Raw genomic sequence first — 24,083 nt, 5'->3', positions numbered from 1 at the left:
CTAAATGAGCGTATTTGGGCGCTAATTCAAGGGCGGAATCACTTAAAGAGCACAGATTGTGACCGAATCGACTCGGGGCTGCTGTTCGATCCAATGTGCCCTGTTCAGCACTCTTCCATCCGCTCGGACGTTGGAAATGGCAGTCAGATCAACCTCGGCATATGTCCAGCCGGGTTGGTTCATTGTGCCCTCTGCCAAGACACCGTTTGAAGGGAACCCAACGTCAGGCGGCCCAAACACGCCGCCCATCCCTGTATTCACATCGACCGACTCCGACCACGCATATTCGCCGACCAAAGAAGACATCACCGAAACACATTGGTTTTCCAACGCGCGGGACATCGCCCCTATGCGAACGCGCCAATATCCGGAAAGAGCTTCGGTACAGGACGGTACAAGGATCAGATCCGCGTCCTGCAGGGCACGTCCCAGCAAAGGGAACTCGCTGTCGTAACAGATCAGAATGCCGATTTTACCCAATGCAGTATCGAACAGCTTAAGTGGCCCGCCCGCTGCAATGTTCCACGTTTCACGTTCGAAACGGGTCATGATCTGCTTGTCTTGGTGCTCGTGAACACCGTCAGGTGCGTAGAAAATGGCCCTGTTGACCGGGCGGCCCGAACCATCCAAGACCGGAGCGGAACTGCCCAGAATATAAACGTTTTGCTCCTGGGCGAGGCGTCTGTGCAGTTCGATGGTTTCTTCGACTCGTTCTGACACAGCATGGATGGAGCGTTCCAAGTCGCGGGCAACGTCAATCCCTTCCAACGTGGACAACTCCATTGCACCATATTCGGGAAACACCAACAGCTGTGCGCCGTGTTCGACGGCGTCGTCGACCCAGTGCGCCAGCTTATCTTCGTACTGCGCCCAGCTTTCAAGCCAGTCAAGCGGATATGCGGCGGTGGCGACTATCATCACAGTTCCCGTAACCAGAATTGGAGTGGCTTTGCGGTCTCGTTCCTATTGCCAATATCCTTCCACGAAAACTGAGCGACAACCCCCTGGATTGGCTGATACCCTCTCGCACGCCAAAACGAATCCAACGGTCGGTAATTCTTAGGGCGCATTGGGTGCTCCTCAGGCCGTTGAACGCTGCAAAACGCCGATTTGGAGAATCCCAGATGGCGGGCATGTGCTTCGCGTAGATCAAAGAATTTGTGACCGACTCTCTTGCCACGATAATCCTTCAACAACACAGATTCCGCGCAGTAGAAAATCTCGCTCAAATCAAACGCTGTTCCTTCAAATGCGGCTGAAAAATCCTCTGAATGGTCGACCAGCGGGGACCCTGTTGACGCACCAACCAAATTTTCTCCATCAAACGCGCCAACAATAATGGCTTCTTTGCTATCGCGATAAGATTGCAAATATATTCGTTCATATTCCAAGTCGCCGTCATAAAGGTATGGCCAGTCGCGAAAAACCTCGATCCGCAACTGCGCAACTTCGACCAATGCATCCTTCAATGCAGAACCGGTCAATGGCCGAACTTCGATCACTTCAACCATTGGAAACCTGCCTGATCCAATCAGACAAGTTGTAATAGGTCGTTACGCGGGTAATCTTTCCCTTGCTGAGGTCAAAAAAAGATCCTGCGGGCAAGCGATAGGGCTGGCCATTCGCCGCGGGCAACCCATCATCTGTTTCCAGATATTTGCCGTTAACGACGAACTCTGCGGCTCCGCGTGAACCGCCTGCGGCCTCGAATATCACAATATCAGTCAGGTTTTCGCTGTAACAGCGGTTCATATGAGCGCAGAACGCTGCAAATTTTTCTTTTCCGACACGTATCTCACCTTCATTGACATGGTGTGCGATATCTTCCGTAAGGCAATCCAACATGCCTTCGACATCACCGGCATTGAAGGCTTCAAAGTAGGTCTTGATAGTCGCGCTCATTGTAGCTCCGTCGGGTCGCCCCATTTTTCCTTTAGGTGATGGATGATCTGATCCCGGGTCTGACGATAGTGATGCAGTTTTTGTTCGCGTGTGTCACCCATTCCGGTTGGGTCCATGATTGGCCAGTACTCGACGTCCAAATGAAAAATCCGGGTTAATTCCAATGCTTTTCGTTGGCTCGCTGGTGAAAGTGCGACGATCAGGTCAAAAGAGCTCAGATCGTCGCCCCAATCTTGCATCTCATCAAATGAACGGGACCTGTGGCGGGACAACTCAACATCGATTTCCTGACAGGCCGCGATGCAGAAACCGTCGATCTCCATGTCGTTGTAGACACCGGCGGATTGAACATACGTCCCGGTGCCATAAAACTTTTTCATGATACCCTCAGCCATGGGAGAACGAACCGCGTTGTGGTCACAACAAAACAGGACCGACTGCGGCAAGGGTTTCACGTGTCAGCCCCCAAAATGCAATACGCAGATTAGCGTGAACAACCGGCGCGCAGTGTCGGTATCGACCTCTGCCTTTCCTTCAAGTCGTTCCTGCAAAACCCGGCTACCTTCATTGTGGATGCCACGGCGCGCCATGTCGATCGTTTCGATCTGGCTGGGCGGCAGTGATTTGACCGCGTCAAAATAGCTTTCGCAGATTTGGAAATAGTCTTTGACAACCTGCCTGAACGGGCCAAGCGACAAATGAAACTCAGCCGCCTTTTCTTCCTGTTCGGTGGAAATATCGAAAACCAGCCGCTTATCCCGTATTGACAACTGAACATGATATGGACCTTGGGGCACGGCCCGATCATCCCGTGCTGGCAAAGAGAATGAGTTTTCTTCTAGCAGATCGTAGATCGCTACCTTGCGCTCTTGCTCGATCTCCGGCGTCGGAGGCGGAAGGTTTCTGTCGTCCAGTTCGATTTGTGAAATGCGGGTCATTTTCAGGTTGGTCCAGTCAGTTCGGATCAGAAGTATATCAACCGTTCCGGCGGGGCAATGGACTGCCGCGACGTCTTAGCCGTTCAGTCGATCTAACCTTGCTTGCACCGACAAACCGTGCGCCTCGAGACTTTCGGATCGGGCCAATTGAGCGGCTGCAGGGCCGATGGCGCGTAACGCCTCGGGCGTCATCTGGCTGAGCGTCGTGCGCTTGAGAAAGTCCATCACGCTAAGTCCTGAGGAAAACCGGGCCGATCGAGCCGTTGGCAAAACGTGGTTCGGGCCGCCAACATAGTCTCCGATCGCTTCCGGCGTGTATTGACCCAGAAAAATAGCCCCTGCGTGAATAGTCTTGGCGCTTAGCGTATTTGGATCTGAGACACACAGTTCTAAGTGTTCCGGCGCGATGCGGTTCGAAAGGTTGGCGGCCTCATCCAGATCACGCGCTACTATCACGGCGCCAAAGTCACGCCAGCTGGCACCGGCGATTGTGCGGCGCTCCAGCGTTTCCAATCGCCTCTCAACAGCTTGGGCAACGGCCCTTGCGAAATCCGCATTATCGGTAATTAAGATGGACTGGGCGCTCTCATCGTGCTCCGCTTGGCTCAGTAGGTCCAACGCTATCCAATCTGGATCATTGTCTTTATCGGCTATGACAAGAATCTCGGAAGGCCCGGCAATCATGTCGATTCCAACCTTGCCGAAAACCCGCCGTTTCGCAGCGGCAACAAAAGCATTTCCCGGGCCTGTAATCTTATCCACTGGAGCAACGGTTTCAGTCCCGTAGGCCAACGCTGCGATAGCCTGAGCGCCGCCAATTCGATAAATCGTGTCCACCCCAGCCAGCTTTGCCGCAAGCAAAACCATCGGATTGACCTGCCCATCTGGCGTTGGAACGGTTATAGCCAACTTCTGAACGCCAGCCACTTTCGCTGGGATCGCGTTCATCAAGACCGAAGACGGGTACGAAGCCAGACCGCCCGGCACATACAAGCCGGCAGCAGATACAGCAGACCACCGCCAGCCAAGCGTCGCACCATTAGAGTCAGTCCATTGTTGGTCTTCCGGCATCTGCTTCGAGTGATAATCCCGAATTCGCTCGGCAGCCATTTCAAGTGCGTTGTAATCATCGTCTGATACAAGATTTGTAGCAGAGCTGATCTCATCTGCACTGAATGCCAGGGTCTCTGGCGTCAACTCTAGCCGGTCAAACTTGGCAGTGAATTCGATCACCGCTTGGTCACCCCGATTACGCACATCTTCAATGATCTGCGCAACAACTGCATCAACGTCCGGGCTGTCTTCGCGTTTAGCAGTCATCAGCGCCTGAAACGAAGCTTCAAACTCAGGTGAACCGGTGTCGAGAAAGGCAGGCATGGCATATACTCTCAAGCGTTTAGTCGGGTCTTAAAGCCCGAATTGGCCACCCTCAACCCTCGGTTGGGCAAGTGCTGCAATTTGCCTTCCGAAGATAATGAAAAATGCGAGATCTATTCCGGATGGCGCGGCACATGGCCAGAGGGAGCCTGATAAGGGCGGGTTACGTCCTTCAGTGTGGCATCCACCGCTTCGACACGCAGTTTTATCGCTCCGTCGCCCGCCAATGTCAGTAGTATTTGACCAGCTCCATCTTCACCCGGCTCGAAATCGATCGACAACAAGGACAGGATCATATCCTTGTCGTTTCGATCGATACCCTGACTGGCGACTGAAAGGACTGAGGCGAACATCAATACCGATTGAACACGCTCGAAAGAACGGCCACGTTGGGCTGCGGCATCCTTATCTTCCCACCGGAAACGGTTCAGCAGCAGTGCAAATTGACGGTCTGCAGGCCGCCACTTCATCTCTGTTACTGGAAATACAGCATCCTGCGAAAGTGTCGAAATGACCTGCAAATCATCCGCGTCTTCCGCACCCAAATTCAGCGGGGCTTCGCGCCCGTCTTCAAAACTCGCATCGGTCATTGGCTCTTTATCCGTTCAATCTTTGCGCCCACGCCTTCCAGCTTTCCCACGACATGTTCGTATCCGCGGTCCAAATGATATACTCGGCTGACCGTCGTTTCACCTTCGGCTGCCAAACCAGCCAAAATCAAAGAGACCGAGGCCCGCAAGTCGGTCGCCATTACAGGTGCACCTTTTAGCTGATCGACGCCAGTGACCTTCGCCGTGCCGCCGTGAACTTCGATCTGTGCGCCCATGCGAACAAGTTCCGGGGCATGCATGAAGCGGTTTTCGAAAATGCGTTCCTCTAAAACAGAAACTCCTTGGGCTGTGCACATAAGCGCCATCATTTGTGCCTGCAGGTCGGTCGGAAACCCCGGAAACGGTTCGGTAATGACGTCTACCGATGTCACTGGCCCATTCTTGCGCGACACCTTTAGACCTTTGGCGGTCTCCGTAATACTCACGCCAGCCTCTTCCAACTTGGACGCAAAAGATTCCACCAGCGATTTCCGCCCCCCTAACAATTCGACCTCACCGCCGCAAATTGCGGGAACCAGCATATAGGTGCCAAGTTCGATCCGATCAGAAACAACCTGATGCGTGGCGCCATGCAAACGGTCGACGCCTTGAATCTCGATGGTTGATGTCCCCTCACCCGCAATCTGGGCTCCCATTTTGCGCAGACAATTGACTAAATCCACGATTTCAGGCTCGCGAGCTGCATTCTTCAGAACAGTCGTGCCCTTGGCCAGAGTTGCGGCCATGACAATGTTCTCAGTCGCTCCAACGGAAGCAAAACGCATCTCGTGCACGGCTCCCTTCAGTCCCCCCAAGGCCTTGGCGTGCAGATACCCGTCTTTCAACTCAATCTCAGCACCCAAAGCTTCCAGCCCTTCGACATGCAAATCCATGGGCCGAGCACCAATCGCACATCCACCCGGCAAAGAAACCACAGCCTGCCCAAGGCGCGCCAGCATAGGGCCCAGAACAAGATTGGAAGCCCGCATTTTCCGCACGATGTCGTAGTCTGCCGTATGGCTTGTCAAATCATGGCTGGACATCGCCAAGACCTGTCCATCCTGCAATGACGAGACCTCTGCACCAAGCGACTGCAGTAGTTGCGTCATTGTTTTGATGTCGCTCAGCCTTGGCGCGTTTGTCAGCGTGAGTGGGTCTTCGCTCAGTAAGGTCGCAGGCATAAGGGTCAGGCAGGCATTTTTTGCACCCGCAATCGGTATCTGACCACTGAGCGGCCCATTGCCCGTAACCAATATCGAATCCATTTGCTCTTATTCCTCATTCTGATCCGGCTTAGCCTCTGCCGCCGCACGCGCCTTTGCCTGCGCTTTTCGCCGTGCAAGGTTGGCTTTCAGCGCTGCTTTCAGCCGATCTTCACGCGCACCGTCTGACTTGCCGAGTTTTTTTTGTGAAGTTTTGTCTGCCATTACCTTTCTCTACAGCAGAGACAAAAAACCGTCCAGACACCCTTGCGCGACGTTTCTTTTGAGTCTAATCACCCGCCCACAGTGCTGCTGTAGCTCAGAGGTAGAGCACTCCCTTGGTAAGGGAGAGGTCGAGAGTTCAATTCTCTCCAGCAGCACCATGAAAATATCACTTATCTGATCGCCCTTTCCACGCCCCCGTTCGCAGCAGCGCGCTTATGCATTGCGCACATCATCGCTCAGCAAAAGTGCGGCAAGTCTTAGGCTGGTTTAAGGTTGGATTTATCGTCATTACAGTAGACGGGTTTTCGGCTGAATGTATGACCAAAGATTGCAGAAATGTTGTGCACTTTCCTACACGACAAAAGTGTTAGCCTCTGTTATCGATCAGCAATTTCAGCGCTTGCGGCATCTCCAACAGGTTAGTTTGGAATGCTCAACCGCAATTCACAGATTTTTGGACAATCGTTGATTGTAATACATTATTCTGGGTTGGCGGCACCGATAAAACGCTGCCGCCATACAAATCTTAACGCCCTTCGAACTTATCTAGAGCATCAGGATAATTCCTGTCATTCCGATCTGTACCGTTTGTACTCTTTGATGACGCTGTGCCTCCGGAAAAGCTTCCAGCGTTGGTGCTGTCGGGTCCGTTACCCCAACCGTTATCGCCTCTTATAGTTGGTTCCGGATCCGGATCTGGCTCTTCTATAACTGCGAAAGCAGGTGCCGCTAGGATCATTGATGCCGTAAATGCGCTTATGATAGCTATTTTAGTCTTTTTCATAATTTCCCCCAAAACTGGTTAAAACACGGCAACTATGTAATCTAAGTTGCCAAGGTTAAATGTACTCAATAATTCGTTTTTGTCTATTTTTATTGTAAGAAGTTGGTCTGCAAACAATATTTGAAGACATTAACGAAGTAGCTTCTTAGTCGAATTGATCATCGCGATTTACGGTATCTAATAAGACTAGTAGGTTTTGCTGAGAAAAACCAAAGTCACCGTTTTTTCAGCATTGAAAGCCAATTGCATATTCTTTGAATAGTTGAACGAAGACAATGGCCTAAAAGCAAAATGCCTTTTTGTTTTTTACCTTATTAAGGCGGTATATATCTGTGCTGCGATGCCCCGCGTCAGCCCCCTCTTAAGCGTTGCATCAGATAAACCTCACTGCCCTCCGGAATTGGTTCGGTCAAACCCGTGGCAATGACGCGGCCATCGACGGCGATTGACACACCAGCGTCAATCGGGCCCTTCAGCTGAGGATGGATACGCACGAGTTCGCGCAACAATTCTCCGGTCGTGCGCGCTTGCACCTCAACAACTTGCTGGCCTCCGGTCAATGAGCGGAGACCAGACCAGAGATGAACTTCAACCATTGCCCTTCAGCGCGGCCAAGATGCGCGGCGGTGACATAGGCAGTTGCCGCATCCGCACACCGGCTGCATTTGAAACGGCATTGGCGATAGCCGCAAGAGGCGGAACAATCCCGGTTTCACCGACCCCACGAACGCCAAACGGATGGCCAGGGTTGGGTACCTCGACAATAACTGTATCGATCATTGGAAGGTCACTGGCTACCGGAACGCGATAGTCAAGGAATATCGAATTTTGCAATCGACCGTCTTCGCCATAAACATATTCTTCGTTCAGCGCCCAACCGATGCCTTGTGCCGCACCACCTTGAAATTGACCTTCAACATAGGAAGGGTGGATGGCTTTGCCCGCGTCCTGAATAACCGTGTAACGCGTGATGCTGGTCTTTCCGGTTTCAGGGTCGACCTCGGCGTCCACAATGTGAGTTCCAAAAGAAACACCGGCGCCTTCTGGAGTGGCTTCGAAATGGCCCGAGATAGGACCCCCTGTCGAGCCCATGTCTGCGGTAATATCTGCCAATGGCATCGGATCGAAGTCACCTGCGTTGGAACCCGAGGGTACTGCGCAGCCGTTTTCCCATTTTACAGCATCGACAGGAATACCCCACTTTGCCGCCGCCCGCTCACACAGCTTTTCGACGGCATGATGGGCGGCCTTGATCGTAGCCAAACCTGACGCATAAGTCACGCGGGAGCCGTGGCTCACGTCGTTGTACCCAAGCGTCGCTGTATCGGCGATAGTGACCCGAATATTCTCATAAGGAATGCCCAGAACTTCAGCGGCCATCAATGCCATCGAGGCCCGAGAGCCGCCGATATCCGGCGTTCCGACCATCAACTGGGCCGATCCATCCTCGGACAGCGCCAATGAGACCGAGGTTTCGCCGCCGTGGTTAAACCAGAACCCGCAGGATATTCCACGACCTTGCCCCGGTTTAAGCGGCGCTGAATAGTGAGGATGCGCCTTCGCAGCTTCGAGCGTTTCGACCAAACCAATACGTTCGTATCTGGGGCCAAAGCTGGCTTTGGTACCTTCGTGTGCAGCGTTTTTCAGTCGTACTTCGACGGGGTCAAGACCCAGTTCATTACACATCTCGTCAATCACCGATTCAACGGCAAAAGCCGCCATTGGCGCACCCGGCGCGCGATAGGCGGCTTGCTTTGGACGGTTTGACATCACGTCGTAACCGGTCTGTTTGACGTTGGTCAGATTGTAAGGGGCGAAGGCGCACATCGCCGTTAAGTCGCCCGGTGCGCCGGGGAAAGCCCCACCCTGAAGACGGAATACGCCCTGAGCGGCTGAAATTGTGCCATCCTTCTTCATACCGATCTTTACATCCATTGAGGCAGATGAGGTCGGACCAGTAGCTCTGAAGACTTCGGACCGCGTCATCACGATCTTCACAGGGCGATTGGCCTTGCGGCTCAACGCAAGTGCGACGGGTTCGATGAAAACGGTGGTTTTACCGCCAAACCCGCCGCCTATCTCGGATGCCGAAACGCGCAGTTGCGCGGTTTCAATCCCTAACAGTGCAGCGCAGGTTTTTTGGGCGATCCAGTGACCTTGCGTCGTGCACCACAGCTCACCTTTCCCATCGTTGCCGAGCGATGCCAGACACGCGTGAGGTTCGATATAACCCTGATGGGTCGCTTCTGTTACAAATCTATCCTCGATCACAAGATCGGCTTCGGCAAAGCCGGCCTCGACATCGCCATGTCCACTTTCATGATAACGAACGACGTTTGGGTGCATCCCTTCAGGAACAGAATAATCAGCGGCGCCCTCCCGAATGACCGGAGCATCCGGGGCCATTGCCTTGTCTACGTCGGTAACATGTGGCAGCACTTCGTATTCGACGTCGATCAGCTTTAGTGCATCACGCGCCGACAGTGCTGAAGTCGCAGCGACCGCCGCAACTGCGTGACCGTCGTACAGCGCCTTATCTCCCGCCATAACATTTTCTAGAACATTCCAGAATTCGCCCTCAAGCCCCGGTTTAAACGGTACTTTGGCAAAATCAGCGCGGGTTACTACCGCCTTTACGTCCTTATGCGCCTCGGCCTTTGAGGTGTCTATCTTCACGATCCTGGCATGCGCATGCGGTGAACGAAGTATCGCTCCATGCAACATCCCTGGTGCATAAGCGTCTGCCCCATATTTGGCGCGTCCGGTAACTTTGTCCAAACCATCCGGTCGATCCGGGCTTGTGCCAACAAAAGTGAATTGAGATTTGCGATCGTCGAGTGCCATTACGAAGCCTCCCGCATTTCAGCCGCCGTCTCCATAACGGCGCGAATGATCTTGTCGTAACCCGTGCAACGGCAAAGATTGCCTGCCAGCCAGTAACGAGTTTCTTCCTCGGTCGGGTCCGGGTTCTTTTCCAGCAGCGCTTTGGCTGCAACCAGTATACCCGGCGTGCATATACCGCATTGCAGCGCCGCGCGTTCGATGAATTTTTGCTGCAGCGGATGCAAAACTTCACCATCGGCAAGGCCTTCGACGGTTTCTATTGTCTTCCCTTCGGCCTCGACGCCAAGCATCAGACAGGAACAGACAAGACGGCCATCGACCGAAACCGAACAAGCGCCACAGTCACCGGTACCGCAGCCCTCTTTGGCGCCGGTAAGGTTCAGCTTGTCCCGCAGACAATCAAGTAGGGTTTCGCGTGGGTCGCAAAGGAATTCAACTTCATCCCCATTGACCTGAGTAGTTACGTGAAACTTGCTCATGCTTGTTCTCCCTTCGCACGGGCATAGGCGATTTTAGCGGCACGCTTTGCGAGAACACCCGCGACTTCGGTACGGAACTCAATCGTGCCCCGTTTGTCATCAATCGGGTTACACGCTGCTGTGGCCCCAGCGGCCAGTGCTTCCAAAGCTTCACCATCAAGCGAGGTGCCGATGATCGCGTTGGCGCAATCTTCAACCAGTAAAACGGTCGGCGCAACTGCACCGAGCGAAACGCGCGCCTCGGTGATCTCATCACCTTCCAAACGCAGATTAACCCCGACACCGACGACGGCAATGTCCATCTCGGTGCGTGGGATAAAACGCAGGTACGCGTCACCACCACTCTCTCCTCGGGACGGAATGTTTACTGCAGAAACTACCTCACCCTTGGTCAACGCAGTTTTCCCAGGACCAGTTGGGATGTCTTCCACTGCTACCTCTCGGTCGCCTTTCGGTCCGGTTACGGTCACCGTCGCCCCAGCAGCGATCATGGCTGGAACGGAATCAGCGGCCGGAGAGCCATTGCACAAGTTGCCAGTAAGCGTTGCGCGACCTTGCACTTGGGTCGAACCGATCAGGTCCATTGCTTCGACCAATCCGGGCCAGTCGTTACCCAAATCGGGATGTTCGCTCATCTCGGCGCCTGTCACTGCGACACCAAGCGTCCAGCTACCGTCAGCGTTTCGTGTAATGTCCCGCACGCCATCTATTTTCTTGATGTCGATCAGCGTGTCAGGCGTCACAAGTTCCGAACGCAGCTGTACCAGAACATCTGTACCACCTGCTAAAAACCGAGTGATTCCCGTCGCCTTGGATGCCAGAGCCGAAGCTTCTGCAAAGTTGGCGGGGCTGTGATAATCCATGAATTTACCTCGCACCTGTGGATCAGGGTCTACTTGGGTTCGGAGGGGACGTTAGTGCAGCATTCGACCAACGTCCATGGCAGGAGCGACCTATTTTTTACCGCAGCGACCCCTGACCGAAAAGGGCTCTAAAGATCGATCTCGATAACACCTTCGTTTAGGGCAGCTCGGCTTTGGCAAAGGATGATTGCGCCTTCACGTTGTTTGTTGGAAAGAACGAAATCTCGATGCTGGACATCGCCAGAAATTAAACCGCATTTGCAGACACCGCATATTCCATCCGAGCACTTTACGTCCACATGGATACCCGCTTCGTTCAGCACTTGTGCCGCATTCTTGTCTGCCGGAACAACCAGTTCTCGTCCTGAACGCACCAAACGCAGCTTGAACGGGTGATTTTCATATTCAGGTTGCTCAGGAACTGAAAAATACTCAAGATGTCGGGCTTCCTCGGGAAAACCCTGGCGTTCCGCAGCCTGAATGACTCCATCCATGTAGCGATCTGGTCCGCACGTATAAACGTGCCAACCTTCTCGGTAACTGCCCAGAATAACATCCAGGTCGGCGCGCGTGCCTTCATCAGAAAAGTGATAATAAACCTGATCCGCCCAAGGCATTGCGGCCAAGTCCTCCAGATACCCTGCCGCATCCCTCTTGCTGGCCGAATAGTGTAATTCAAACGGAAGCTGCAACGCATGCAAACGATGGGCAAATGCAATCATCGGCGTGATCCCGATTCCACCACCCATCAAAAAAGTTTTTGATGCGGTTTCCTCAAGTTCGAAATGGTTGATCGGTTTTGAAATGAAAACCTTTCGGCCCTCCTGAAAAATTCGGTGTAAAAGCGCGGACCCGCCCCGCCCTTCATCCTCGCGAAGGACGCCGATCTGATAGATGCTTCGGTCGGACGGGTCACCAGACATGGAATATTGCCGCAGGAATTCTGGGGCCACCAAAACATCCAAATGCGCCCCCGCTGTCCATTTGGGTAATGGTTTGCCATCCAAGGCAGAGAACTCAAATTTAGTCACATCTGCAGTCATTTTGTCCGCCAGGGTCAGCTCGACCCTCATGACCGGTGCATCCCCTGCAATTCGATAGTGATGGACAACCGAAAGATCACCATCCGACTTTCGAGCCTTATATTCCTTGGCCGAGACCATGTCCCGATACGCGGCGATACCTGCTTCGCGGTCCATTGCAAAAGGGTACGGCCATGGGTGCGGTGCCAGATTCGCGGGATAGACGGCCAAGGTCTGATCCTCGTATTTCAGGTCCAAATCCCTTTGCAGGTCCCGCCGATTTAGCGGATTAGCCGATGGGCGATAGGCCCCGTCAGCTTGCAGTTCGTTATCCCACCACCACTTCTTGATATCATTCAAGCCACCATTTCCGACGGCGTCATCCAATTTGGCCAGCACAGGTGCGGCGGCAGGGACATTCATTGCCGCCCATCTAAAGGGACGTTCTTTGAAAATACCTTCAAGGTTCCACGGGCAGGTTTTCATGCACCGCCCGCACATGGCGCCGCCCGGCGTCGTGATCCTATACGTGGCACATTTTTGACTGTCGGACTTCCAGATCTCATAGCCGTTGAACATAAGTTTTGGTCCTGCCGTAATTGCCCCAGAAGGGCATTCACGGGCGCATTTGTTGCAACTTTCGCAAAACGATTGCAGGCCAAAGTCGATAGGTTTGTCATGATTCATCGGCATATCGGTCGTAACCACACCCGATTTCAGGCGAGGGCCCAAATAGGGGTTTAGAATAACCTCACCGATCCGGCTGACTTCGCCCAATCCTGACAGCAGCAGCAACGGAGGTTGCAGAACCTCACCATCCATCACCGTGTGGGCTTTGGCCTTATATCCAAGGTTGCGGATTTGTTGGGCTATCACCCCACCGAGCAGCGAAAACCTCAAATACGCGCGCATAGACTGGGCAACGCTTATCCAATCGTCGCCGCTTGCGCCTTCCATTGTCTCATAACCCTGGTCAATGATCATACTGACCGCCTGATCATGGGGCGGCTTAATCTCTTCTCCGGTTGCGTCGTGAGAATACCAAGTCCACTCGGGGCATCTGCTAAGGCCTACGGCATCGGCACCCAGGAAATAACTGGCGGCCTTGATGTTTTCGGCATTTCTGACCGGATCTGAGGGTCTTACGTCATTGGCGCTTTCGCCGTCCTGTAAGAGAACAAAAGCACCCAATGCCCGACGCTGCGCAAAACTCGGCGCCGACTTGCGAACATAGTAACCACCTTTCGCACTGTCCTGCAGCGCCTTGCCCATATCACCAAATTGGGCGCGCGCGAACATGTCTGCCCGCTTGGGTACGCGCGCAACATTCTCTTCGTCGATATACGTTGTCGGGTTGTCGACTCGTTTGAGTTTTTCAAAAGGATGCGCGCCGTCCACATACCTCCGCTTGGCATAAGCGTCTCGGTTCAACGCGTTCTTGGCAAATCCGACACCCAGCCACCAAGCCGGTCCTTGCGTACGAAACCAAGGCTGCTGTGCCAGCGGACACAAAGGTTGATCATGGGAGAGTTCCAGTTCTGTCGTTACGGCGGCGAGGCCAAAGCTTCGGCCCAACCAAGGCGCAACTAGCTCGCCGTTTTCGACCGAAGCCAGCCCTGCAGCTACTGCCAACTTGCCTAAATCAACTTCTGACGACATGGATGTATGAGCCCGCGCGTCAAATCCCAAAAGTCGGATGTAATTTGCTATGACGACTGCATTTTCCGTGGCCCTCAGGCAGGCTCGGTGATCCTGAGCATCCAATATCCAGTCAGAGCCAGGTTCAGACGGTTCCGGGTCCCGGTGATGTTCATAAAGAAAAACGATTGAATGCCTGTGGTTCTCTATCGAGCCAGGTGCAGCTTCCATGCTCTCTTTTAGATCAGCCATTATGACATCGATGCCCGAAGCCAACGTTTTTGTCTGACGAGTTTTTAACGCATTAGCCAAACGGTCGATATCGGGATTTCGTCGCGGCTCGGGTAGGAACGCATCAGATGGCAATGGACCGCACCCCATCATCGATGCATCATTGAAGTAACCAAAGGCTTTTAAATGATTTGTTCGCTCGACCGGATCGGTTGGGATTTCTGAAATCACTGGATTAACAATTCCGTCTCGGATGGCATCCATCATGGCCTGAAACTCACCCATCGCGTTTACGATGTTTTCAGGACGCTCAGGTCGATGAAAGTTGAGACGCCGCATGGGTTTAACCTGCGACAGATCCGGCATCCGAGATTGCCGCGCCAACCGTTCCAACGGATACGGCCCCATGTGAACGGGGCGGTTTTTGTCCGAGAAAAAACGGATACCCATCGCGTGCCTCCTGATTGTTATCGTGACGTATCCCGCCGTAGACAGCAAAACCATTCATAGATAATCATAGATGGTATGAGGAAAATTGATTTTACTGAATTGGATGGAAAGGTTTTACGGGTCTTTCTGACAATTTTACAGGAAAGTTCGGTTTCAAAAGCAGCGGATCGGCTTGGGGTCACGCAGTCGGCGATCAGTCACACACTATCAAAGTTGCGACAAATTTTGGGAGATCCATTGTTCGTACGTTCGGGACAAGGCTTGACCCCGACCGAACGCGCGTTGGCGTTGAAAGACCCGGCGCAGCTTGTTCTGGATGGAATGCGTGCACTGACCCAAGAGCGACCTTTTGATCCTTTGTCTGAACAAATCAATATTCAGATCGCTGCTAACGACATGCCACGTGAGTTAATTTTTCCCGATCTCCTGCGTTCTGTCCGCGCCGAGAACGTCCGATTGAGATTGGAGTTTATATCTTCCGGAGTACCAGACCCTGAATTGCTACGAAGTGACCGGTGTCAGATGATGCTGACGCCGCTGCCGCCAGATGGTCCAGATATCTTTCAAAAGCGGCTCTTGACCAGCCCTTTGATGATATTTTTTGACGCCAGCAGACGCGATCCGCCGGACAGTTGGGAAACTTATTGCCAAAGCGAGCATGTCGACGTTCGTTTTGCCGATGGTCGCAGCGCCCGCAGCGTTATGCGCGGCGTCGACCAGAGCCAGATTAACCCTGCAACGGTGACACTGCCCCATTTCAACGCGATCCCATCGTTTGTAAAAGGCAGCGATTTGATCTCGACGGACACAGCACTGATGAAGAAGGGACCCCTGGCAGGTTTGGATTGCGCAGAACTCCCGTTCGATTGCGAACCTGTGAACATATACATGGTTTGGCATCAGAGATCCGCGAATGATCCTGCGCATCGCTGGTTGCGCACGCGGGTCGAAGCGATTGCCGCCAACCTTCAAGCCTGAGAAAGAAGCCAGTCGCGCATAAGCGAAACAAGTTCGGGTTGGCGGGGCTTTAGGGGGGCAACGACGAAAAAAACAAGATCGTCGAACAAGGTTTCATTCAGTGGTTGAACAAGCTCGCCTGAAGCGAGCTCAGATGCGACTAACGCAGCGTTCGCCAAAGCCACTCCCTGCCCCGATACTGCCGCATCAATCGCGAGGCTTGTTTGACTAAAGCTCATCGTCCTAGCCCGACCCGCCACTTCGACCCGTTCAAGGAACAGCGGCCACAGACCATGTGAGTCGGTTAGTAAGGTAAAACGCATCAGGTCATTTGGAACGGAAATTTGGTCGCCCAGCGAGGGGTTGCACACGGGAATGAACTCGTTCGAAAACAACGGCTTTGCATTGAAGCCGTCGCCAATTGGCCCGCGGCTTTGCCGAACAGCAATGTCCACACCATCTGTTCTGAAATCCGCCAAACGCTCACGCGCATCTACTTGCACCGCTATTTCCGGGTTCTTTCTTATAAAGTCGTTAAGGCGCGGAACGAGCCATTTCGACGCAAAGCTTGGCGTGACGGAGATAGTTATTTGGCGATGGCCCGATAGGTCGTCCACAGCTTCTTCGATCAACCTAAATGCCCGTCGCAACGGAGAATGAAAACGACGACCAGCCTCGGTCAATCTCAGTCCGCGGGGCAACCGTTCGAACAGGGCCTGCCCTAGTCGGGCCTTCAGCCCACGAACGTGCTGTGCAACTGCACCCTGAGTGACACCTAGCTCAGCAGCGGCCAAACGGAAATTCAGATGCCTTGCCGAAGCTTCAAAGGCGCGAATGGAATTGAGTGGGGGTAGTGCCGAGATGACCTTTAACAGTAGTTTTTCTACAGCATAAAGTCAGAAGAACTGATTGGTCAAACGCCCGCGCAGATTGCAAAATGCCGACAAACAAGGAACGGAGAAAAACAAATGACGAAAGTGGCATTGATCACCGCAGGCGGCAGTGGAATGGGCGCTGACGCGGCACGTAGGTTGGCGACAGACGGTTTCAAAGTTGGAATTTTGTCATCCTCGGGCAAAGGCGAGGCATTGGCCGCACAATTGGGGGGCGTGGGGATTACGGGGTCGAACCAATCCAACGATGATCTGAGAAAACTGGTCGACGCGGCAATGTCACATTGGGGACGTGTAGATGTTTTGGTCAATTCAGCTGGCCACGGCCCAAGAGCGCCCATTTTGGAACTGTCGGATGAAGACTGGCATGCCGGTATGGAAGTATACTTTCTGAACGCGGTTCGTCCGACCCGGCTGGTGACGCCAATAATGCAAGAACAGGGTGGCGGTTCAATCATCAATATCTCGACCTTTGCCGTCTTCGAACCCGACCCGGTATTTCCGACATCCGGCGTGTTTCGAGCAGGACTTGCGGCCTTTACCAAGCTTTTTTCTGACAAGTATGCGGCTGAGAACATCCGAATGAACAACGTCCTGCCCGGGTTCATCGACAGCCTTCCGGAAAAGGAAGAATTCCGCGCCCGCATTCCGATGGGTCGTTATGGCCGCAGTTATGATGAGATTGCCTCGGTTGTTTCCCTGCTGGCCTCTGAAGGCGGTGGATACATCACCGGCCAGAATATTCGGGTGGACGGTGGCATAACGCGATCAGTGTAATCCGCTAAGAACGTGCCTTGAACAGGTGAGTAAGCGCTGCGCCGGTCTCAAAAAAAGTCCGGCGCGTCCGCGTCCATGACTCATTGTATTGAGCCACTGGTGCAATTGGCAACCGGGCCAGGTCATCCTTCAACAGGCTTTCGGCCATCATCCTGCCGAAAACCGTGCCCGGCCCGATCCCGCGCCCAGAAAACCCGTGCACAGCCAAAACATTTGGGCCGAGTTTTATAATCTTTGGTAAATGATCAGAGGTCATAGCAATTCTGCCGTGCCATTCGTCAACCAAGGGCTGATCCGCAAGCGAAGGAAAAAGCGCGGAAAGTTTGCGCCTAACCCAACCACGATGAAAAGAGCGCCCAAAACTGCTCAAATCACCCATTCCGCCTATAATAAATCGACCATCCCGATCCATACGGAACGATGTCATAATCAACTCGGTATCCCAGCATCCTTCACCACCTGACAGTATGCAGGCACGAAGATTTTCGGCTAGTGGGGCTGTCGCGTATTGAAAAAAGTACATCGGAACATACTGCGGTCGCGTCAGATTTAGGTTTTGATGATAAGCGTTTGTGGCCTGAATAACGGCCTTGGCGTGTACTGTACCATTCGACGTGGCCAAAACCCAATGGTTATCCAGATAATCAAGCGACAGCACCGCGCTTTGTTCAAATATCTGTGCACCTGCCTGCGACGCTGCTCGGGCCAGTCCCACACAATAAGCCAATGGCTGGATCGTCCCCGCACGCGGGTCAAACAGCGCCGCTTGAAACTGGTCGCTGCCTGTTTTGGATTTCGTATCTTCTGCGGAAATCAATTCTACTGGCGCTCCGGATTCTTTTAATTGGGCATACCGTGACTTGAGATCCATCTCGCCCACCTTTGAATGGGCGCAATGCAATGTTCCATTTTGAAGCGGATCGCAATCGATTTGATGACGTTCGATCAACTTAAAAACCTCGGCAGGGGCTGCCGCCAAAAGCTGAATTAGCCGATTCCCAACCTGTTCTCCCAGGCGTTCGCGGATTTTCTTCGGAGGCAGCCAAAGCCCCGCGTTTACCAACCCTACGTTGCGACCAGAACCGCCATGACCGATCTCTTCCGCTTCAAGTAGGCAAACCTCAGCACCCGCCTTTGCGGCTGTAAGGGCTGCAGAACAGCCCGTGTAACCGCCGCCTATTACTGCCAAATCAACCGAAACACTCCCGGTTAATGAATTCGTTTCGACCTTTTCAGCACAGGTCTTCCGCCACAACGAATGATCAACAGAATTCACAGACAGATAGTTCCCTGCATTTCGCGCCGACAATTGAAACAAATTCAACCGACTACAAGTGCTCTTTGGTCTTCCCGGCCCATCGCCACAAGCAGGTTTTGACTTTCCTGCACTGCCAAGAACGCTGCTTTATCTTTCATTCCTCGCCAATTTGCCAGAACCAATGATTGGGCGACTGCTCCACCCAGCGTTGTTCCGGGACCTGTTACGATGAAAAGATCCGGTGCAAATTCCCGGGCCGCTGTTTGTACAGCGCGCGTGAAATCATAGGCTTCAGTCACCTGATACCCCAAGGTGTAGTCCCTCAGCTTTTGCGTATCGACCGCGCCGGGCCACCAAATTTTGCCACGCCCATCAATGATCGGACGATTGGGTTGGGTAAATTTTATCTCACTGAGAACCGCCTGTCCTTCCGCCGCGACGGGACTTTGTAGCTGAGTATGGAAGGCCGCGTGGTTGTGAAGACGCAGGGGAAATCTTTCCTGAACAACAGGTTGCGATTCCGCAAAGTCTGTCAAGCCTGCATCATTTCCGGCCAGAACCAACATTCCACCCAGATCAATTGATAATGCCAGTGTATGTCCCTGCACATTATTTATTCGAGCGACTTCCTTCAAAATTGATGCTTTGCGAATGGGGTCATTCACCCAATCATCACCTACAAGCGGATAAACTAACTGGCCCCCAATCAAATTGGCCTGCATTAACGTGCCCATTGTATTAGCGACGCGGAAACCTTCCGCTGCGCTCAGTGCTCCCGCCGCGGTCAGCGCACTGTACCATCCCATGGAATTCCCGGTAACGGCGACTACTTCGATGTCGCTAGCCAAATTCTGCGAATCCGCCAACGAGGCTGAGAATATCAGTGCGGAGGCGACATCTCCGCGTGAATATTTAGCGGCAGAGAACCTATCTGCACCGTCCAAGCCCGTTATTGTTTCTTGCCCGTTCTCGGCTCGTATGGCGTCAAAGCCTTTAAACAGAGCCATCCGGCTTGGGTGATTGCGACGAAGATAGCCCAGTTCGGCCTTGTTATATGTCCCCCGTCCAGGACAAATCACGACGGCGGTTCGGGTCATATAGCTTCTCCCGTCAATTCCAAAGCTGCTTTCACTATGCCTTTGCGTGAGGGCAGGGTCGCCGCATAGGCTGGCCCTGTTGCGATAAAGCTGTCTTCGGCAACTACGCGTCCAATCGGAATATGAGACTGTTCCTCGCAGAATAAGGTCATCAAGCCTTCTGATTGACTTCCAGTTCTGCGGCATTCATCGACGATCAACACGTGTCGACAATCCTTGGTGGCTGTTAAAATTCCTTTAGTAGGCAATGGCGCTAGCCAACGCATGTCGATAACACGTGTCTTAACACCAGCGGTCTGTAATTCCGGTAAAGCCTGTTGCGACAAGTAGTTCCCGTTGCCATAGGTCACAATCGCCAGGTCGGTACCGTTTCCATGCACACCAACCTGGCCCAGTGCGATCCGTTGTTCCGACGACGGATAAATGGTCATCCACCCCCCGTCCTGAGGCTGGTGAAGATCACGCATTGGGTAGAGCGCTATTGGTTCCACAAACGCCACGACGCGCTGTTCTTCGCGGGCGAGCCGCACGCATTCCCGCAGCATTTTTGCCGCGTCTGCGCCGGTCGACGGACACGCTAAAATGACCCCAGGAATATCCCGCAAAACAGCAAGTGAATTGTCATTGTGAAAGTGTCCGCCGAAACCTTTCTGATAACCGAGTCCGGCAATACGAACCACCATTGGATTGGTAAATTGTCCATTCGAGAAGAATGGAAGCGTGGCCGCTTCACCTCTGATTTGATCCTCAGCATTGTGCAAGTAAGCGAGGAACTGAATTTCTGGGATCGGGATAAATCCATTATGCCCCATTCCAATTGCCAATCCCAAAATGGCCTGTTCATCCAACAAAGTATCGATCACTCTATCAGCGCCGAAACGTTGCTGCAGTTTTTGCGTAACACCATACACTCCGCCTTTGCGTCCCACATCTTCGCCCATACACACGATCTCAGAATGTTCCAGCATCAGATCAGTCAGCGCCCAGTTGATCAGGCGGCTCATGGGTTGCGGTTCGTCCAAAGCGCGCAGGTCGTTTCCAAAAGCGTCGGCTCGCGCCTTGGCGCCCGGTCCATTAGTGGGCTTGCATGGACGTTTAGGAGGAATCAAACTTTTCATGACCTCCTGTGCATCGGCCAAGTGCGGGCGCGAGGATGCTTCAGCCGCGATCCGTTTGGCTCGCGCACATGTGTCTGTATAGATTCTCAACGCGTCATCGGGAGAGAGAGCCTCGGCTTGATCCATTAATCGGACCGAGTGCAAAAGCGGGTCATTGGCCTCGTCCGCTTCGACTTCGGATTTGCTTAGGTACGTTGTTGGCATATCTGCGCCTGCGTGACCATAAAGACGAACAGTCTTTAAGTGCAGGAATGCAGGCTTTCGCCTGGTGCGTACGTATTCTGCAGCCTCTTTGGCGACGGCATAAGTCTCATAGATATCCAACCCGTTGGCCTGAAAATACTTGATGCCAGGTCGATGCTGCATAGAAATCTGAATCCAGCCTTTAGGCGTTTTTACCGATATTCCAATTCCATTATCCTCACACACGAACAACAATGGCAGAGGTGTCGACTGCACGCTTGTCCACCCGGCGGTGTTGATCGCCCCTTGCGCAGTTGAGTGATTTGCAGAAGCGTCCCCAAACGAACACATGGCAATACCGTCTTCAGGCAACTGCCTATGCTCGGGAGCGTTTCGCCGAGCCGCGCCCAGCGCATAGGCCGCACCGACCGCCTTTGGGAGATGGCTGGCTATTGTCGACGTCTGTGGCGGTATCATCAACGCCTTGGACCCAAGAACCTTGTGGCGGCCGCCGGATGTCGGATCTTCGCATGAGCAGGCAAAACTCAATAGCATATCCCAGGCGATCTGCTGGCCCGGCAATTGTTCGGCACGCGCTATCTGAAACGCCGCATCCCTATAGTGCAAAAAGGCGATATCGGTCGGTCGCAATGCATGGGCTACGGCGGCCATCCCCTCGTGACCCGATGAACCGATCGTGTAGAAGCCCTTACCTTCTTTCTGCATAGTCCGGCTTGTTTGATCCAACGCACGACTAAGAACCTGCGACCGGAATAGAGAAACCGCATCTTCTTTGGATAATCCTGATACAGGGGCGTTCCCGTGCGGAAATTCACGGTTGGCGACCCGGTTCAGGAAGTTCTGGTGAACGATCTGGGCGCGATCCATGGCATACCTCAATTTCAGCAGTGCATCGTTAGCCTTAATAACGCCTGCAACAATTCGTCATTGGTTTTTCCCTGCCAGTCTAAGCAGTTTGAGTGATCTGCACAGTTACCACCATACAGATACTGACGGCACGACAAGCAAGGTCGCATGTTTGTCATGGCTCTGGCCGACGTCAAACACCAGTGATATTGCATTCAAAAGGTATGAGGATTTGTCATATGATAGCGCCCCGTCGTTTCCTTCCATCAATTTCATCCCTGCTGGCCTTGGAGGCCGTGGACAGATTGGGCAGCGCTTCTGCAGCCGCGCACGAGCTTTCGCTCACGCAAAGCGCCATCAGCAGGCAACTTAAGGCTGCTGAAGACCAGTTGGGGATCGATTTGATCGAGCGCAGTCAAATGCGCCTGCAACTGACACCCGCCGCAAAAGACTATGTTGAAACCGCCCGGTCCTCATTGAAGGATCTTGCGCAGGCTGCCTTACGCCTTACGGCGAACCCGGCTGGTGGTTCTTTAAACCTGTCGATCCTGCCTGCATTTGGAATGCACTGGCTTGCCCCACGATTACTTGACTTTGCGCAAAGTCATCCAGAGGTGACCGTGAATTTGGGTACAAGGCTAAAACCTTTTGATTTCTCAAATGAGCATTTTCACGCAGCAATACATTTCGGACGTAAAGACTGGACCGGTGTGAGTTACCTGAAAATCATGCGAGAAGAGGTTTTACCCGTCTGTTCACCCGCCTTGGCCTTGCAAGGCTTGAACACCTTGGAAATGTTGCGTGATGCGCCACTTTTGCATTTGGATACGCGCGCTGACGCCTGGGAGCAGTGGTTTTCAACACAAGGCCAAGCGGTCCAAGGCTTACAGGGAATGCTGTTTGATCAATTTTCAACCATGGTTCAAGCAACCATCCACGGCCTCGGTGTTGCGCTGCTTCCTACATTTTTAGTCAAGAATGATCTGTCTGAAGGGCGGTTAAAGCTAGCGTGGAATGCACCCGCCATCAGTCTGGGAGACTACTATCTTGTATGGCCTAAGGATCGAGCCTTGCCCGAACCAGTCAAGTCGTTTCGTATTTGGCTGGAAGGACAATTGTCAGATAAATCACACCAGTGACAGACTATTGGCCTACCGATCGATCAACTAGTTTTGCCTATGTCGTACCGGCACCTTAGCGTTCAGTTCAGACATCTAATGATCGGGCAATTAGCTCTTTCATCACTTCATTTGTCCCGCCGTATATCATCTGAACTCGCGCATCGGCGTAAAGTCTGGCAATCGGATATTCCATCATGAACCCGTATCCGCCAAACAGTTGCAAACACTCGTGCATGATTTCGTTTTGCACTTCGGATCCCCAGTATTTGACCATTGACGCCGTAGCGGCATCCAACTTTCCGGTTTCAAGCTTGGCAATACACTCATTCACGAAACTGCGTAGAACTTCCGCTTTCGTTTTGCATTCCGCCAATTTGAACCGTGTATTCTGAAAGTCCATTACGCGCTGACCAAAAGCCTTCCGCTCCTGCACGTATTTCACTGTTTCGGCGATGGCAAAATCGATTGCACCCAAGGCCATTATGCCAATCGTCAATCGCTCCCACGGCAATTGGGTCATCAATTGATAGAACCCCTGACCCTCTTCCGGACCGAGCAGATTGGTCATAGGAACTTTCACGTCCTCAAAGAACAGTTCAGCAGTATCGTTGCCTTTCATTCCTAGTTTTTTAAGGTTCCTGCCCCGGCGAAAGCCATCTGCTCCATCCGTTTCGACAACTATCAAAGACACTCCTTTGGCGCCCAAAGCCTTGTCGGTTTTGGCCGTAACAATAATCAAGTCGGCAGACTGACCGTTCGTTATGAATATCTTCGACCCGTTTATACAATAAGAGTTGCCATCCTTGTCCGCCGAAGTGCGCACAGCCTGCACATCCGATCCTGTACCAGGTTCAGTCATTGCTAACGCACCGATCATTTCGCCGGAGGCCAGTTTAGGCAGCCACTTCTGCTTTTGTTCCTCGCTGCCGTAAGCGTCGATGTAGTGTATCACGATAGATTGGATGCCATAGCCCCAACCTGCGTCGCCGCGCGCGCTTTGTTCATAAAGGGTTACCGCATCAAAACCCATTCCCCCGCCAACGCCGCCATATTCCTCGGCAATAGCACCAGCCATCAATCCGGCCTGCCCGGCTTTTTCCCAAAAGGCGCGATCGACCACTCCCTGCTCGATCCAAGCCTCGACATTGGGCACAAGCTCGTCGTCCAGAAATCGGCCGGCCATGTCAGCATACATCCGATGTTCTTCAGTAACCCAAGCGGCGGAACTGGTGAAAAGTGGCATCGCAACCTCGTTCATTGGCGTCAA

23 protein-coding genes and 1 tRNA gene are annotated in these 24,083 nt (G+C 53.0%); 4 read left to right on the top strand and 20 right to left on the bottom strand.

Going from position 1 to position 24,083, the window contains the following annotated elements; translation table 11 throughout:
• Nucleotides 1-42 precede the first annotated feature (42 nt).
• The 9 genes from GOV45_RS10815 to GOV45_RS10775 form a co-directional block, all read right to left on the bottom strand.
• Entirely contained in the window at nucleotides 43-918 is an 876-nt protein-coding gene (locus GOV45_RS10815; protein ID WP_170477239.1) for a carbon-nitrogen hydrolase family protein, read from the bottom strand.
• Nucleotides 918-1,511 (bottom strand): GNAT family N-acetyltransferase, encoded by a 594-nt coding sequence (locus GOV45_RS10810; RefSeq protein WP_170477237.1) that lies wholly within the window; start codon nucleotides 1,509-1,511, stop codon nucleotides 918-920. The genes GOV45_RS10815 and GOV45_RS10810 overlap by 1 nt, the downstream gene beginning before the upstream one ends.
• A complete protein-coding gene (locus GOV45_RS10805; RefSeq protein WP_170477234.1) occupies nucleotides 1,504-1,902 on the bottom strand; it encodes a ketosteroid isomerase-related protein in 399 nt (132 codons plus the stop codon). Before GOV45_RS10805 ends, GOV45_RS10810 begins: the two co-directional genes overlap by 8 nt.
• Entirely contained in the window at nucleotides 1,899-2,357 is a 459-nt protein-coding gene (locus GOV45_RS10800) for a low molecular weight phosphatase family protein (protein WP_170477231.1), read from the bottom strand. Before GOV45_RS10800 ends, GOV45_RS10805 begins: the two co-directional genes overlap by 4 nt.
• Before the next feature lie 3 nt (nucleotides 2,358-2,360).
• Entirely contained in the window at nucleotides 2,361-2,840 is a 480-nt protein-coding gene (locus GOV45_RS10795; RefSeq protein WP_170477228.1) for a UPF0262 family protein, read from the bottom strand.
• Nucleotides 2,841-2,915: 75 nt separating this feature from the next.
• Nucleotides 2,916-4,217 (bottom strand): histidinol dehydrogenase, encoded by a 1,302-nt coding sequence (gene hisD / locus GOV45_RS10790; RefSeq protein WP_170477226.1) that lies wholly within the window; start codon nucleotides 4,215-4,217, stop codon nucleotides 2,916-2,918.
• A gap of 113 nt (nucleotides 4,218-4,330) precedes the next feature.
• On the bottom strand, nucleotides 4,331-4,807 hold the full coding sequence (locus GOV45_RS10785; protein WP_170477223.1) for a DUF2948 family protein: 477 nt from the start codon (nucleotides 4,805-4,807) through the stop codon (nucleotides 4,331-4,333).
• Nucleotides 4,804-6,072, bottom strand: coding sequence for a UDP-N-acetylglucosamine 1-carboxyvinyltransferase (murA, locus tag GOV45_RS10780; RefSeq protein WP_170477221.1), 1,269 nt, complete (start codon nucleotides 6,070-6,072; stop codon nucleotides 4,804-4,806). Before murA ends, GOV45_RS10785 begins: the two co-directional genes overlap by 4 nt.
• 6 nt (nucleotides 6,073-6,078) lie before the next feature.
• Nucleotides 6,079-6,234, bottom strand: a complete 156-nt coding sequence (locus GOV45_RS10775; protein ID WP_170477219.1) for a hypothetical protein — start codon at nucleotides 6,232-6,234, stop codon at nucleotides 6,079-6,081.
• Nucleotides 6,235-6,317: 83 nt separating this feature from the next.
• Here GOV45_RS10775 and GOV45_RS10770 point away from each other — a divergent pair.
• Nucleotides 6,318-6,392 (top strand) — tRNA-Thr (locus tag GOV45_RS10770).
• A 368-nt stretch (nucleotides 6,393-6,760) separates the two neighbouring features.
• On the opposite strand, the gene GOV45_RS10765 is transcribed toward GOV45_RS10770, so the two are convergent.
• The 6 genes from GOV45_RS10765 to GOV45_RS10740 form a co-directional block, all read right to left on the bottom strand.
• Nucleotides 6,761-7,018: a hypothetical protein gene (locus GOV45_RS10765; protein ID WP_170477216.1), complete on the bottom strand. Its 258-nt coding sequence runs from the start codon at nucleotides 7,016-7,018 to the stop codon at nucleotides 6,761-6,763.
• A 350-nt stretch (nucleotides 7,019-7,368) separates the two neighbouring features.
• Entirely contained in the window at nucleotides 7,369-7,614 is a 246-nt protein-coding gene (locus tag GOV45_RS10760) for a MoaD/ThiS family protein (protein ID WP_170477213.1), read from the bottom strand.
• Nucleotides 7,607-9,862 carry a xanthine dehydrogenase family protein molybdopterin-binding subunit gene (locus tag GOV45_RS10755; protein WP_170477210.1) on the bottom strand — a complete coding sequence of 752 codons (2,256 nt, stop codon included), beginning with the start codon at nucleotides 9,860-9,862 and terminating at the stop codon, nucleotides 7,607-7,609. The genes GOV45_RS10760 and GOV45_RS10755 overlap by 8 nt, the downstream gene beginning before the upstream one ends.
• Nucleotides 9,862-10,341: a (2Fe-2S)-binding protein gene (locus GOV45_RS10750; protein WP_170477207.1), complete on the bottom strand. Its 480-nt coding sequence runs from the start codon at nucleotides 10,339-10,341 to the stop codon at nucleotides 9,862-9,864. Before GOV45_RS10750 ends, GOV45_RS10755 begins: the two co-directional genes overlap by 1 nt.
• Nucleotides 10,338-11,204 carry an FAD binding domain-containing protein gene (locus GOV45_RS10745; protein ID WP_170477204.1) on the bottom strand — a complete coding sequence of 289 codons (867 nt, stop codon included), beginning with the start codon at nucleotides 11,202-11,204 and terminating at the stop codon, nucleotides 10,338-10,340. The genes GOV45_RS10750 and GOV45_RS10745 overlap by 4 nt, the downstream gene beginning before the upstream one ends.
• 128 nt (nucleotides 11,205-11,332) lie before the next feature.
• Nucleotides 11,333-14,545: a reductive dehalogenase gene (locus GOV45_RS10740; protein WP_170477201.1), complete on the bottom strand. Its 3,213-nt coding sequence runs from the start codon at nucleotides 14,543-14,545 to the stop codon at nucleotides 11,333-11,335.
• A gap of 75 nt (nucleotides 14,546-14,620) precedes the next feature.
• Here GOV45_RS10740 and GOV45_RS10735 point away from each other — a divergent pair, with 75 nt between their 5' ends.
• Complete coding sequence (locus tag GOV45_RS10735) at nucleotides 14,621-15,523, top strand: LysR family transcriptional regulator (protein WP_170477198.1); 903 nt, start codon at nucleotides 14,621-14,623, stop codon at nucleotides 15,521-15,523.
• Here GOV45_RS10735 and GOV45_RS10730 read toward each other — a convergent pair.
• Complete coding sequence (locus GOV45_RS10730; RefSeq protein WP_367648673.1) at nucleotides 15,514-16,338, bottom strand: LysR substrate-binding domain-containing protein; 825 nt, start codon at nucleotides 16,336-16,338, stop codon at nucleotides 15,514-15,516. The two genes, GOV45_RS10735 and GOV45_RS10730, sit on opposite strands and share 10 nt — an antisense overlap.
• 132 nt (nucleotides 16,339-16,470) lie before the next feature.
• Between GOV45_RS10730 and GOV45_RS10725 the strand changes: the two genes are divergently transcribed.
• Nucleotides 16,471-17,172: an SDR family oxidoreductase gene (locus GOV45_RS10725; protein ID WP_170477195.1), complete on the top strand. Its 702-nt coding sequence runs from the start codon at nucleotides 16,471-16,473 to the stop codon at nucleotides 17,170-17,172.
• 4 nt (nucleotides 17,173-17,176) lie between these two features.
• Here GOV45_RS10725 and GOV45_RS10720 read toward each other — a convergent pair whose 3' ends face one another.
• From GOV45_RS10720 to GOV45_RS10710, 3 genes are read right to left on the bottom strand one after another with little or no spacing between them, the layout of a single operon-like run.
• Entirely contained in the window at nucleotides 17,177-18,448 is a 1,272-nt protein-coding gene (locus tag GOV45_RS10720; protein WP_170477192.1) for an NAD(P)/FAD-dependent oxidoreductase, read from the bottom strand.
• A 44-nt stretch (nucleotides 18,449-18,492) separates the two neighbouring features.
• The gene (locus GOV45_RS10715) at nucleotides 18,493-19,527 is read right to left on the bottom strand and encodes an ACP S-malonyltransferase (protein ID WP_170477189.1); all 1,035 of its coding nucleotides are present in this window, start codon (nucleotides 19,525-19,527) and stop codon (nucleotides 18,493-18,495) included.
• Nucleotides 19,524-21,716, bottom strand: a complete 2,193-nt coding sequence (locus GOV45_RS10710; RefSeq protein ID WP_170477186.1) for a dehydrogenase E1 component subunit alpha/beta — start codon at nucleotides 21,714-21,716, stop codon at nucleotides 19,524-19,526. Before GOV45_RS10710 ends, GOV45_RS10715 begins: the two co-directional genes overlap by 4 nt.
• A 218-nt stretch (nucleotides 21,717-21,934) precedes the next feature.
• On the opposite strand from GOV45_RS10710, the gene GOV45_RS10705 reads away from it, so the two are divergent.
• The gene (locus GOV45_RS10705) at nucleotides 21,935-22,834 is read left to right on the top strand and encodes a LysR family transcriptional regulator (RefSeq protein WP_170477183.1); all 900 of its coding nucleotides are present in this window, start codon (nucleotides 21,935-21,937) and stop codon (nucleotides 22,832-22,834) included.
• A gap of 67 nt (nucleotides 22,835-22,901) precedes the next feature.
• Here the strand turns inward: GOV45_RS10705 and GOV45_RS10700 are convergent, their stop codons facing one another.
• The gene (locus tag GOV45_RS10700; protein ID WP_170477180.1) at nucleotides 22,902-24,059 is read right to left on the bottom strand and encodes an acyl-CoA dehydrogenase family protein; all 1,158 of its coding nucleotides are present in this window, start codon (nucleotides 24,057-24,059) and stop codon (nucleotides 22,902-22,904) included.
• Between the last annotated feature and the right edge of the window lie 24 nt (nucleotides 24,060-24,083).

The organism is Ruegeria arenilitoris, assembly GCF_013035425.1.
Classification (GTDB): domain Bacteria; phylum Pseudomonadota; class Alphaproteobacteria; order Rhodobacterales; family Rhodobacteraceae; genus Ruegeria; species Ruegeria arenilitoris_A.
Note: the sequence above shows the minus strand (reverse complement) of the source record. Positions and strands in the feature narration are given on the sequence as shown.

What these genes read in the sequence shown, in the direction of transcription:
- GOV45_RS10785 (WP_170477223.1), bottom strand. Translation starts at nt 4,807, where the DNA reads ATGACCGATGCGAGTTTTGAAGACGGGCGCGAAGCCCCGCTGAATTTG.
- GOV45_RS10745 (WP_170477204.1), bottom strand. Translation starts at nt 11,204, where the DNA reads ATGGATTATCACAGCCCCGCCAACTTTGCAGAAGCTTCGGCTCTGGCA.
- hisD (WP_170477226.1), bottom strand. Translation starts at nt 4,217, where the DNA reads ATGCCTGCCTTTCTCGACACCGGTTCACCTGAGTTTGAAGCTTCGTTT.
- GOV45_RS10750 (WP_170477207.1), bottom strand. Translation starts at nt 10,341, where the DNA reads ATGAGCAAGTTTCACGTAACTACTCAGGTCAATGGGGATGAAGTTGAA.
- GOV45_RS10775 (WP_170477219.1), bottom strand. Translation starts at nt 6,234, where the DNA reads ATGGCAGACAAAACTTCACAAAAAAAACTCGGCAAGTCAGACGGTGCG.
- GOV45_RS10765 (WP_170477216.1), bottom strand. Translation starts at nt 7,018, where the DNA reads ATGAAAAAGACTAAAATAGCTATCATAAGCGCATTTACGGCATCAATG.
- GOV45_RS10705 (WP_170477183.1), top strand. Translation starts at nt 21,935, where the DNA reads ATGATAGCGCCCCGTCGTTTCCTTCCATCAATTTCATCCCTGCTGGCC.
- GOV45_RS10815 (WP_170477239.1), bottom strand. Translation starts at nt 918, where the DNA reads ATGATAGTCGCCACCGCCGCATATCCGCTTGACTGGCTTGAAAGCTGG.
- GOV45_RS10760 (WP_170477213.1), bottom strand. Translation starts at nt 7,614, where the DNA reads ATGGTTGAAGTTCATCTCTGGTCTGGTCTCCGCTCATTGACCGGAGGC.
- GOV45_RS10725 (WP_170477195.1), top strand. Translation starts at nt 16,471, where the DNA reads ATGACGAAAGTGGCATTGATCACCGCAGGCGGCAGTGGAATGGGCGCT.
- murA (WP_170477221.1), bottom strand. Translation starts at nt 6,072, where the DNA reads ATGGATTCGATATTGGTTACGGGCAATGGGCCGCTCAGTGGTCAGATA.
- GOV45_RS10805 (WP_170477234.1), bottom strand. Translation starts at nt 1,902, where the DNA reads ATGAGCGCGACTATCAAGACCTACTTTGAAGCCTTCAATGCCGGTGAT.
- GOV45_RS10735 (WP_170477198.1), top strand. Translation starts at nt 14,621, where the DNA reads ATGAGGAAAATTGATTTTACTGAATTGGATGGAAAGGTTTTACGGGTC.
- GOV45_RS10700 (WP_170477180.1), bottom strand. Translation starts at nt 24,059, where the DNA reads ATGCCACTTTTCACCAGTTCCGCCGCTTGGGTTACTGAAGAACATCGG.
- GOV45_RS10810 (WP_170477237.1), bottom strand. Translation starts at nt 1,511, where the DNA reads ATGGTTGAAGTGATCGAAGTTCGGCCATTGACCGGTTCTGCATTGAAG.
- GOV45_RS10710 (WP_170477186.1), bottom strand. Translation starts at nt 21,716, where the DNA reads ATGGATCGCGCCCAGATCGTTCACCAGAACTTCCTGAACCGGGTCGCC.
- GOV45_RS10715 (WP_170477189.1), bottom strand. Translation starts at nt 19,527, where the DNA reads ATGACCCGAACCGCCGTCGTGATTTGTCCTGGACGGGGGACATATAAC.
- GOV45_RS10740 (WP_170477201.1), bottom strand. Translation starts at nt 14,545, where the DNA reads ATGGGTATCCGTTTTTTCTCGGACAAAAACCGCCCCGTTCACATGGGG.
- GOV45_RS10795 (WP_170477228.1), bottom strand. Translation starts at nt 2,840, where the DNA reads ATGACCCGCATTTCACAAATCGAACTGGACGACAGAAACCTTCCGCCT.
- GOV45_RS10755 (WP_170477210.1), bottom strand. Translation starts at nt 9,862, where the DNA reads ATGGCACTCGACGATCGCAAATCTCAATTCACTTTTGTTGGCACAAGC.